Source organism: Parahaliea maris, from assembly GCF_008064665.1.
In the GTDB taxonomy this organism is placed as follows: Bacteria; Pseudomonadota; Gammaproteobacteria; order Pseudomonadales; family Halieaceae; genus Parahaliea; species Parahaliea maris.
The window spans coordinates 1-11586 of record NZ_VRZA01000015.1 but is presented as its reverse complement, the minus strand read 5'-3'; the positions used below and the strand labels follow the sequence as shown (position 1 = coordinate 11586).

Here is an 11586-nt window from a genome sequence, read left to right as displayed (position 1 = left end):
GAACTCAGTAGTGAAACGATGCATCGCCGATGGTAGTGTGGGGTTTCCCCATGTGAGAGTAGGTCATCGCCAGGCTTTAAATCGAAACCCCGTGGTACGCTGTGCCACGGGGTTTTTTTATGCGTCGGGCAGTGGCGTTACCCAGGCGCTGACCTACTACGTAAGCAAGGTCACACCCGATACAGCGGGGTGGGCTCTGCAGCCCGAAGGGCTGCCACTCAAATCTGCCCGCTTATCTCTGGAATGTCTCCCCCCATCACCCAACCCTGCACTCCCCCTCCACACTTGCTATCCTCCCCCCTGTCACAGGGAACCCCGGTGTTTCCATACCGGGCCCTCACCATAAAAAGGAACCCTCCATGTTCAAGTTCAAACCCTTGTTCTGCACACTGGCGTTGGTAGCCGGCACTGCTCAGGCTACTGAATCGAAGTCAGTCGATCTCCTGATCCCCGAAGAGCGCCTGGAAATCTACGCACCCTTCACCCTGACTGCCGACCTGTCAGCCCTTTCGGCCGGCCAAACGCAAATGATCGGCCTGCTCATCGATGCGGCGCACATTATGGATGAGCTGTTCTGGGACCAGGCATTTGGCCTGGAGAATCGAGACGTTCTGATGCAGAAGGTGGCTGATAAGCCTGCAGTAGCGGAATTCATCCGCACCAATTACGGTCCCTGGGACCGGCTGGACGGCGACGCCCAGTTTATTGCCGGCTACGGCGCAAAAGCCCTTGGCGCGAATTTCTATCCAACCGACATGACCAAGGAAGAATTTGAAGACTGGGACCAGGCAGGGAAGCGGGGGCTCTATTCAGTCGTAAGGCGGAGCGAAGGCGGTAAACTCCAGCTGGAGCCCTATTCAGTCCAATATCGTGATCGCTTGATGCAAGCGTCCGCTTTGCTCAGTCAAGCGGCAGGGTTGGCTGATAACCCGGAGTTTGCCCATTACCTGCGCTTGCGCGCTGCTGCACTGCTCGACGATGACTACCTGGCCAGCGATATGGCCTGGATGGACATGAAGACCAATCCGGTTGAACTGGTCATCGGGCCGATCGAGAACTACGAGGACAAGCTGTACGGCTACCGCACCGCTTTTTCCGCCTATGTCCTGTTGAAAGACCTGGCCTGGAGTGAGCGTTTGGCGCGTTTCGCCAGTTACCTGCCGGAGTTGCAGAAAGGCCTGCCCGTGGCGGATGAGTACAAGCAGGAAATGCCGGGTACCGATTCTGATCTGAACGCCTACGATGTTCTGTTCTATGCCGGCGACAGCAATGCGGGCTCCAAGACCATTGCCATCAACCTCCCCAACGACGAGCGGTTACAACTGGAAAAAGGCACGCGACGGCTCCAGCTGAAAAATGCCATGCGTGCCAAGTTTGACGAGATACTGGTACCCATTGCCGGCGAGCTCATTACCCCCGAACAACGCAAGTACATTACCTTCGATGCCTTCTTCGCCAACACCATGTTCCACGAGGTTGCCCACGGTCTCGGTATCAAGAACACGATTAATGACCAGGGCACGGTGCGGGTAGCCCTCAAAGAGACGGCCGGCGCACTGGAAGAGGGTAAGGCCGACATACTGGGGTTATACATGGTCACAGAGTTGCATAAGCGGGGCGCGATCACAGAGGGGGAAGTGATGGATAACTACGTCACTTTCCTCGCCAGTATCTTCCGCTCTGTCCGCTTTGGGGCTTCGTCTGCGCACGGTCGTGCCAACATGGTTCGCTTCAATTATTTTCGTGAAGCGGGTGCGTTCAGCCGTGATGAGTCCGGTCACTACAGTGTCGATTTCGACAGGATGCAGCAGGCCATGGCGGATCTCTCTTGCCTGATCCTTACTTTACAGGGTAACGGAGACTATGAGGGGGTCAAAAAGCTACTGGATGAAAAAGGCGTGATTGGCCCGGGCCTGCAAAGTGACCTGGATCGGCTGGGCGCTGCGGGAATACCCGTGGATATCGTCTTTCGCCAGGGGAAGGAATACCTGGACCTGAAGTGAAGGAAAGGCCCGCCCCGGCTCGCCGGAGCCAGGGCGGATTAAAGTGCTTAACCTTCGAAGGCCTTGCGTGCCTCAGAGGGGCCGCAGGCCTCGGTGCCCTTGAGGTAGGCCATCATGGTGTCCGCGTCGGAGACTTCGAAGGGGTCGGTAGGGCACTGGTCGGCAAAGTCAGCTTCAGCAAACAATTTTTCGATCTTGCCGTCGTTCACCAGCATGGAATAACGCCAGGAGCGCATGCCGAAGCCGAGGTTGCTCTTGTCGACCAGCATGCCCATTTTGCGGGTAAATTCACCGTTACCGTCCGGTAACAGGTAGATGTTCTTGTTGCCCTGCTGCTTGCCCCACTGGAACATGACAAAGGCATCGTTCACAGAGATACAGACTACTTCATCGACGCCGAGTGATTTGAATTCTTCATAGAGTTCGTCGTAGCGCGGCAGGTGATTGGATGAGCAGGTGGGCGTGAACGCACCGGGCAGTGAAAACAGGACCACTTTCTTGCCGCCAAATATATCGTCGGTCGTCTTGTCTTCCCACCGGTAGGGGTTGGGGCCATCCACCGACTCGTCGCGTACCCGGGTCTTGAAAACCGCGTGTGGAACTTGACCTGAAAAACTCATACTAATCTCCCTGAGGCTGGTAAAGGCGAGCGTAAAGCCCGCAGAAAGGAAACGCTTTACCTGAGCATAAACCCAAATGTATGGTCTTACCAACCGCAAGGGAGATCGAGTAGGTCATGAGTAAAGACTGGAAACAACTGACACCCGAAGAGCACTACGTCATTGTCGACAAGGGCACCGAGCGGCCTTTTGCCGGCCAGTATGATGACTTCTTTGACGCCGGACTCTATCTCTGTCGCCGCTGTGAGGCGCCGCTTTATCGCTCGCAAGACAAGTTCCCTTCCCACTGCGGGTGGCCGAGTTTTGACGACGAAATTCCCGGGGCGGTACGCCGGGAAGTGGACGCCGACGGCCGTCGCACCGAGATTCTCTGTGCCAGTTGCGGCGGCCATCTCGGCCACGTGTTCGAAGGCGAGATGCTGACCATGAAAAACCTGCGTCACTGTGTCAATTCCATTTCCATGACATTCGTCAGCCACGAAGACTGGCTGCAAAGAGAGGGTGCTGTGATGAGCAAAGCGTATTTTGCCGGTGGCTGTTTCTGGGGTGTGGAGCACCTGATGCGCCAGCAGGAGGGAGTGCTGGAGGTATTGTCCGGTTACATGGGGGGGCACAAGGATGAACCGACCTATCGCGAGGTCTGCAACAAGACGACGGGGCACCTGGAAGCGGTGGAAGTGAGCTACGATCCGTCCAGGGTCGACTTCGAAACCCTGGCAAAACTGTTCTTCGAGATACACGACCCGACCCAGGTTGATGGGCAGGGTCCCGACCTTGGCGAGCAGTATGCCTCCGCCGTATTTGTGAGCGATGAGTCCGAGCGCGCCGTGACCGAAAAGCTGATCGGTGTGCTCGAGAGCAAAGGGCTTGCGGTGGCGACCCGCATCCTGCCGGTGAGCCGGTTCTGGAAAGCCGAGGAGTATCACCAGAACTACTACGCAAAAACCGGCAAGGAGCCCTACTGCCACGCCTACACCAAGCGGTTCTGATTTCCGCCGCCAGAGGGTGCCTCAGGTTAGGTATTTCGCCTCGTCGACTTTGTCGATCTGTTCCGGTGGCAGGAATTTCCCGGCGTACTGGAGATAGACGCGCTCGCGAATAAAGAGTTCGAAACTGTCCCGGTCAATGTGATCGTCTTCCACCATCTTGTGGAGGATATCCACGGCCACGCTTACCGGTTTGGCTTTTTTATAAGGGCGGTCCGCTGCGGTCAGTGCCTCGAATACATCCGCCACGGCAAGCAGGCGCTCCGGTATGCTCAGTTCCGATCCCGGGAGCCTGCGGGGATAGCCCGTACCTTTCATGGTCTCGTGGTGGGTTGAGGCATAGCGCGGTACATTGCCCAATTCATCCGGGAACGGGAGGCTTTCGAGCATCCTGATCGTACTGATCATGTGTTCATTGATCTTGAACCGGTCCTCTGCGGTCAGTGTGCCACGTGAAATGGACAGGTTGTACAGCTCACCGAGGTTGTAGAGATGCTCGGGGATATCCATGTCGATGCCCAGCTTTGGTGGGTAACGTGTGCTTTGTGTCCTTGGAATAATGTGCTCATGGCGATCGGCTAGCAATGCCTCGGTGGCGGGCAGAGGCTCGTTGCCCGCGGGTTGGCGCAATTCCTCCACCGGCGACAGACCGGCCCGATTGTCGAAATGGCGCTGCCAGGTGGTAGCGGCAATGTCCCGCAGGCGTTCGCGGGCATCATCGGTCATGAACTCGCCACCCACGTTGCACTCGGCGACGAAGCAGAAATCGTCCTGTAATGTTTTCCTGCTTCGCTCCAGCTGGTCCCGATGTGAAGGTTCATCCCCTGGCGACGCCAGGCACTGCTTCAGGTAGTGAATTTCCGCATCGCGCCACAGCACTTCAAAACGGGTGCGCACTTCGTGGATACGATTGTAGATAGTCTCGAGTTTGCTGCCCTTGTCTACAACGTGCTCCGGCGTCGTGATCTTGCCGCAATCGTGGAGCCAGGCGGCGATACGAAACTCTCGCCATTCCTCCTCATCCCTGAGCTCGAAGTCCCGAAAAGCCGGGAGTCGCGAAGCCGAGGCCCGTTTGGCGAGCATCAGGGCCAGGTCCGGTACCCGGGCGCAGTGGCCGCCGGTGTAGGGGGATTTGTCGTCGATCGCCTGGGCGATCAGGCGGATGAAGGCGTCCATCAGTTCCCGCTGTGCCGCTTCGTGGGCCTGGATGGCCTGCACCATACTCACCATCGAATCCGACAGTTCGTCAATTTCCTGAATGCGGGATTCGCAGCGGCCGACATTCTCGAATTCCCGCTGTCGAACCTTGTCATTTTCAAGCGCCAGTTGTTTCACAGGCTCTACGATGGGTGAGGCGAAAAGCCAGGAGAAAGGCACTATCAACAGCAGCAGGACACTGGTGAGCAGAATGGAGAACAGCACTTTCTCGTTGAAAGGACCGAGTACAGCTTGTTTTGGGACCAGGAAGCCGAGATACCAGTTGCCTTCCTGCAATTGGAGCAAGGGCTCCACGTAGGTGAACCAGGCCTGGCCGCGATATCTGGCGGGTAACAGCCGGGCCTGTAGTGATTCGTCCGCCGCCGCGGTGGCGAGCTGGGCATGGGGCACGGTACCGCCACTGATGCCGCCGGCGGATGCCAGGTCCGGATCGAGCCACTTGCGACTCAGGGCATTTCTCTGGGCCTCACCGATTGCGGCGATGGCGCGATTCAGCAAGCGTGCCAGCGCCACTTCGCCGGGTTGCACCAACATCTGCATGTCGTCGGGCATGCTGTGGCCGCTGAAATCCAGGTCAGTGTGGTAGCGCAAATCGGGGATGAAATAGTGCGACTGCACGTAGCGAAGAATCGGCTCGTTGTCGAGAGTAGCCACCACTTCGCCATCCAGCACCCGGCGTAGAGAATCGGCGGGGCTGTCGGTTTCAATGATCTCGATAGTCGGGAAATACTGTCGCAGCGTGTCAGCGACCGCCCAGCCCCTGGGGATGGCAACCTGCTTTCCCGCCATCTCAGCCAGTGCGTGAACAGGAGGGTGCCCCTGTCCGGTCACCAGCGCCAGTGGGAGTTCGAGAAAGCTGTCGACAATCTCTCCCCACTCACGGTTTTGCTCGGTGATGCCGATGGGATGCAATACGTCAATATTGCCGTTGCGAAATTCCTGTACCAGCGAGGGCCAGCTCATACCATTGACGAAGGTAAATCGGAGCCCGGTCATCCTGCCTAACAGCGAGATCACATCAATGGCATAGCCGCGAGGCTCACCGAGTACGGCGTAGTCGATGGGAGGCCAGTCCATCTCATTGGATACCCTCAACACGGGCAGTTGTGAGACCAGTTTTTTCTCCGCACTGGTCAGCTTGAATTCGGGCAGGGGTAGGGCGGCCAGGCTATCGGTTGCCGCAAGTGAGGACGCGATCAGGGTGCCACTCGTGTCATAAACGTACAACTCGCTGCCCGCGGGCAGGTCCTGCTGGCGCAGTGTGTCGGAAACCGTTTCCAGTGTTCTGTCGATGGCGACAACCGTGTCACTGTCCAGAACCCTGGCCGCGGTCGTTTGCCCCGGTATACCCAGTTGGGCAAACAGGTAAGGTGCACTGACAAAGCTGGTGGCAGAAGCAAGGGCCTGTTTGTACCAGTCACGGTGTCTCACGTCGTAGTCTGTGGCCTCCCTGCGTGAGGCGCGGACTTCCCACTGTTCATTCAGGTAGGTGAAATGGCGCCAACGCAGCTCCGTGTTGCCTTTGACTTCCACGACCACCCAGCGGTCGGTGGGTACAGCCAACAGTTTGTCGCGAGCGCTCCTGTGGTAATTCAGGTTGATCAGTTCCAGGAAACTGCCATCGCCACGGCCGATGTAGATACCGTAGAGCACGTTGTTGGTTTCCAGTACTCGCCGGAAAATACGCAGCTGTCGATCGCGTGCATCGCGATTGAGCAGGAGCGCATTGCCGCTGAGCAGGCGGACCACACCGGTGGTTCTGTCCAGGTTGGCATTGAACTGGTGGGCGATAGCGCTGGTACTGGTGGTATACAGGTTCGCCGCGGCGCTTTTGGCCAGGGCCTGGCTGAAGTAATACTGCAGGCCCAGTGCCACCGAGGCGGTCAGCAGGGTGGCAAAGACAAAAATTGCAACGACCGCAAGCCGGATCCGGATGCGTACCCGCATGTCAGTAGTAGTAACCGAAATTGATATTGAAGCGATAGTTCCAGCGGTCGTTGCCATTCACCCCGAAGTCGTTGACGCTGTCCACCCTTGAATAGTCGGTCCCTCTGTTGCCAATAAAGAAATTGCCGTCGGAATAGACCATCTCGCTGTAGATGTACCAGCCGCCCCGGGCCCAGGCCGTACCCAGCACGAACAACTGGCTGTCGTTGAAGGCATCCTCGTCCTTGATGATGCTGCTCCATTCAGCATAGGGCAGGAGGTAGTCCAGCCACGGGATGTTGTCGGTCACGTACTTGTAGCTCAGGGAGATGGCCGGCAGCCAGGCTTCGGCCGCCACTGGCCAGGCAAAATCGTAGGCCCCCATGGGCAGCAGGGTATCTGTGCGCCAGGGGTTGTCGGCGCTAAAGTGGTACTCGTAGCGGCTCAGTTGCATACCGAGCGTCAGGGAGTCCATGGACTGTAACAGGTGGGCTGACGCGGCCCAGTGCTCGCCGTCACCCACCCGGGTCCCCTCCAGTTCGCCGTACTGCAGTGATACGCCAAGTGCGCTGCTTCCCAACTCGCTGTCAAAGCGCCGGATCAGACGCAGGTTGTACTGGTTGGTCTCCCGGAATCCGCTGCGGGGGGTTCCAAAGCTCACGTTACCGCTGTCATCGATTTCCGATCGCCAGCGCACGGCGTCATAACCGTAGCGCGTGCTGTCGGCGCTGCGGCCTGAAAAGCTGGGTTCATTGTGCAGGTAGTAAGCCAGGTCCAGGCTCCACTCGTCAGTTGTGCGGGTGTACTTGATGCCGAGGTCCGGGTCATCGGCCAGGCCGACGTAGTAGTGCTGGTCGAAAAAATAGCTCTGTGAAATGCCGTAGGGGCCCGCGCCAAAAGGTACCCGGTTGACACCCACCTCGATATGGCTCTGTTGCGACAGGCGGTAACCGAGCCACCCGGTGTGCATGAAGTTATAGTTCTGGCCGCTACTGGCGCTGTACCAGCGATACTCGAGCTTGCCGATCAGGTCGTCGTGTTCCAGCGCCATGTTGATGCGGAACGTATCGAGCTCGATATTTCCTCCATGGCCGGCGCGGCTCGGGCCGCTATCGAATCCCTCGTAGCTGCCATAGACATAGTTGACCCGCATGGCGCCGCCGATGGTGAGGGGGCCTACCTCAAAGCCGGCGTTGGCCTCGCGATTGCGCTGCAGCTCTTCTTTGAGGTCGGCCGTTTCCTGGCGTGCCCGTCGTTCCGCCTCCTGGGCCTGTGAAAGCGCCTGTTCCGCCGCTTCGAGTTCTGCTCTCAGGGCTTCGACCCGGTCTTCGAGTTGTTCGACAGTGGCTGCCGTCGCTCCGGGCGCAAGGGCGGCCAGGATGATGGCGAAGGCGAGGGCCGTGTGTGCCCGTGTGTCAGGCGCGGCGGAGATACTTGGATGTATCGACATGGTCGATTTGCTCGGGTGGGAGGAACTTCCTGGCGTATTCAAGGTAGACCTTGTCGCGAATAAATAACTCGAAACTGTCGCGGTCGATGTGATTGTCCTCCACCATCTTGTGCAGAATGTCCACGGCAACACTGACGGGCTTGGCTTTTTTGTAGGGGCGGTCCGCCGCGGTCAGGGCTTCGAAAACATCGGCTACCGCCAGCAGCCGCTCGGGAATGCTCAGCTCCGAGCCGGGCAGGCGCCGCGGGTAGCCGGTACCCTTCATGGTTTCGTGGTGGGTGGAGGCGTATCTCGGGACGTTTTTCAATTCATCCGGGAATGGCAGGCTCTCCAGCATTTTGATCGTGCTGATCATGTGCTCGTTGATCTTGAAGCGGTCTTCCGTTGTCAGCGTACCGCGGGAAATGGACAGATTGTAGAGCTCTCCCAGATTGTAGAGGTGCTCGGGAATATCCATGTCGATACCCAACTCGGGTGGATAATCGGTACTGCGTGTGCGTGGAATGATGTGTTCGGGTCGGTTCGCCAGTAGCAGTTCCGTGGCGGGCAGCGGCGGGCGCTTCTCGGGCATCCGGAGTTCCTCTACCGGCGACAGGCCTATGCGGTTGTCGAAATGGCGCTGCCAGGTCACATTGGCGATACCGCGCAGGCGGGCCTGGGCCTCCTCGCTGAGGAATTCGCCGCCGACGTTGCACTCTGCGACGAAGTTGAAGTCGTCCTGCAGTTTTTCCCGGGTTTTCTCCAGTTTCTCCCGGTGTGCTGACTCCAGCTCCGGTTGAGCGAGGCAGCGCTTGAGGTAATCGATTTCCGCGTCACGCCAGAGCACCTCAAAGCGGGTGCGCACCTCGTGGATACGGTTGTAGATGGTTTCCAGCTTGCTGCCCTTGTCCACCACATGCTCCGGTGTGGTGATCTTGCCGCAGTCGTGTAACCAGGCGGCGATACGAAACTCACGCCACTGCTTCCGGTTCTCCAGTTTGAAACTGCGAAAGGCGGGGAGGTTTGAAGTGGAGGCATGCTCGGCAAGCATCAGCGCCAGTTCCGGCACCCGCTCACAGTGCCCACCGGTATAGGGGGATTTGTCGTCGATGGCCTGGGCAATCAGGCGGATGAAGGCATCCATCAATTCCCGCTGTGCGGCCTCGTGAGCCTGGATGGCCTGTACCATGGCGACCATGGACTCAGAGAGCTCGTCAATCTCCTTGACCCGGGAATCCAGGCGATGGACAGCGTCGAACTGTCGCAGGCGCACTTTGTCGTTTTCCAGGGCGAGCTGGCGGATGGGTCGCACGATGGGGGAGGCGAAGGCCCACGACAAGGGCAGCAATAATAGAAGGAAGATGCCGGTGATGGCGATGGACAGTTTCACCCGATCGAGGAAGGGGCCGATGATTTTCTCCTGCGGCACCAGCATGCCGAAGTACAGCGCCTCGTCTTCCGTGCCGCTGGTGCGGGACACAAACAGGTAGTGTGGTTCACCCTGGTGCATGACCTCCCTGAGGGTGTTGAACAGGTGAGGGGATTGCAGCAGGGTAATCATAGCGTCATGGGGCACAACACCGGACTTGCTGCTGTCCTCCCGACTGGCATAGTTCAGCCAGCGATTGTGCAGCTCCTCACGCTGGGCCGGTGTAATCGCCGCGATGGCGCGGTTCAGCAGGGGCAGGATTGGCGCCAGACGCTGGCCCACCAGCATATGCAGTTTATTTGGGACCGGGCCGTTACCCAGACTGATGTTGCTGTGGTACTGCAGGCCGCTGAGGAAATAGTGGGTCTCGATATAGTGCAGGATGACCTCGTTATCCAGCGCAGCCACGACCTCGCCGTTTTGTACCAGTTTCATGGCATCCAGGGTACTGCCGACCTCGACAATGCCCACCCGCGGATAACGCTCCTGGATGACCGGTATCACCGACCAGCCCGCGGGGATGGCCAGCTGTTGCCCTGCCAGCTGGTCGAGGCTCTGCAGTGGCGGGTGTTCCTTCGTCGTGACCACCGCATAGGGCAGCGAGAAGTAGGCATCGGAAGGTGAGCCCCAGCGAGTATTGTTTTCCGTGAGCAGCACCGAGTGCAGCAGGTCGATATCGCCCCCGCGAAACTGCTCTACCAGTTCGGACCAGCTCAGTCCGTTGATGAAACTGAGTCGCAGCCCCAGTTGTTGGGCCACCAGTTTTACCAGGTCAATCGAGTAGCCCCGGGGTTGTCCGGTCAGGGCGTAATCGAAAGGAGGCCAATCCATCTCGTTGGATACGAGAACCGGTGAGAGGGACTCCACCAGCTTTCGTTCTTCTTCACTGAGCGGCAAAGGACTGACCGAGGATAGAGCACCGGGCTTTTCGGTGATGACCGAGCTGGCCGAAAGCTGGCCACTGTGATCGTAGATGTAGGCATCGCCAAATTCTGCGATGCGCTGTTCGCGCAACCAGTTGGAGATCGACTCCAGGGTATAGTCGGCAGCGATTACCGTGTCGCTGGAACCCACCCGCTTGGAGAGGGTGCGCCCGGGTTCCCCGAGGTGGGAAAAGAGGTAGATGTCGGAGCGGGCGATTTCCCCGGATTTCTCCAGGGCCTCGGTGTACCAGCTACGTCCCCGCAGATCGTAGGCGACCTCTTCACTGCGGCTGACACGCTCCTCAAACGCCTCGTTAAGGTAGTGATAGCTACGCTTTGCATTGTGTCCCTGCATCTCGACCTGGATCATCAGCCAGCGGTCGGTTGGCGTGGCGTTATGGGTGCGGCGGACATCGGCGTTGCTGTCGAGATTGACCAGTTCCAGCATGCTGCCGTCACCCCGGCCGATGTAGATGCCGTAGAGCAGCGGGTTGGCGCTCAGGGCCCTGCCGAAGGAGCGCAGGATTCCGGTCTGGTCATCGCTGGTGAGCAGGGCCTCGTTATCGGCCAACAGGTCTACAACACTGGCATTGGCAGTGCCGAAGTTCTTGAGTTCTGTGGCAATCGTGCCAGACGCCAGGGTAAACAACTGGGTAGTGGCTTCCCTGGCCAGGTTGCGTCCGAAGTAGTACTGCAGGCTGATCGCCAGTGCCGCCGTGAGCAGTGTGGCCAGCATGAATATCAGTACCACGGTCATCCTGATCGTAATACTGAATCTTCCCAGACTGAGTTGCATTTGCGCGATGAGGCCAGCTTGGTGGACGGTAAATTAACTTAAGCAGATATTGAACAAATGTCACGGCAATTACTGCTACTTTGCGCGGGCAGTCACAGGTGGAGGGTTTTATTCCCGCAGCTATTTATACCGGGATTTTTCGTGGGCAATAAAAAAGGCCGCGTGGAATGCACGCGGCCCAGACTGCTGACAAAGTACCTTCAAAAGCCCTGGTCGTAAGACCGGGGCTTTTGTTTAATGGGGCTGTAATAACGAT

Annotated in this window: 6 protein-coding genes and 1 rRNA gene; 3 read left to right on the top strand and 4 right to left on the bottom strand. The window is 58.3% G+C overall.

The window, feature by feature from the left end; genetic code table 11:
- Window positions 1-75: ribosomal RNA gene (gene rrf, locus FV139_RS21470) — 5S ribosomal RNA — on the top strand; the annotation flags it as partial.
- A gap of 284 nt (window positions 76-359) precedes the next feature.
- Window positions 360-2003 (top strand): dipeptidyl-peptidase 3 family protein, encoded by a 1644-nt coding sequence (locus tag FV139_RS20940; RefSeq protein ID WP_148070451.1) that lies wholly within the window; start codon window positions 360-362, stop codon window positions 2001-2003.
- 47 nt (window positions 2004-2050) lie between these two features.
- On the opposite strand, the gene FV139_RS20935 is transcribed toward FV139_RS20940, so the two are convergent.
- Complete coding sequence (locus FV139_RS20935; RefSeq protein WP_148070450.1) at window positions 2051-2623, bottom strand: peroxiredoxin; 573 nt, start codon at window positions 2621-2623, stop codon at window positions 2051-2053.
- A gap of 116 nt (window positions 2624-2739) precedes the next feature.
- Between FV139_RS20935 and FV139_RS20930 the strand changes: the two genes are divergently transcribed.
- Window positions 2740-3612, top strand: a complete 873-nt coding sequence (locus FV139_RS20930; protein WP_148070449.1) for a bifunctional methionine sulfoxide reductase B/A protein — start codon at window positions 2740-2742, stop codon at window positions 3610-3612.
- A gap of 21 nt (window positions 3613-3633) precedes the next feature.
- Here the strand turns inward: FV139_RS20930 and FV139_RS20925 are convergent, their stop codons facing one another.
- From FV139_RS20925 to FV139_RS20915, 3 genes are read right to left on the bottom strand one after another with little or no spacing between them, the layout of a single operon-like run.
- The gene (locus tag FV139_RS20925; protein WP_148070448.1) at window positions 3634-6774 is read right to left on the bottom strand and encodes an HD domain-containing phosphohydrolase; all 3141 of its coding nucleotides are present in this window, start codon (window positions 6772-6774) and stop codon (window positions 3634-3636) included.
- Between the two features lies 1 nt (window position 6775).
- The gene (locus FV139_RS20920) at window positions 6776-8203 is read right to left on the bottom strand and encodes a hypothetical protein (protein WP_148070447.1); all 1428 of its coding nucleotides are present in this window, start codon (window positions 8201-8203) and stop codon (window positions 6776-6778) included.
- Window positions 8169-11285: an HD domain-containing phosphohydrolase gene (locus tag FV139_RS20915; protein ID WP_213004196.1), complete on the bottom strand. Its 3117-nt coding sequence runs from the start codon at window positions 11283-11285 to the stop codon at window positions 8169-8171. Before FV139_RS20915 ends, FV139_RS20920 begins: the two co-directional genes overlap by 35 nt.
- Window positions 11286-11586: the final 301 nt, after the last annotated feature.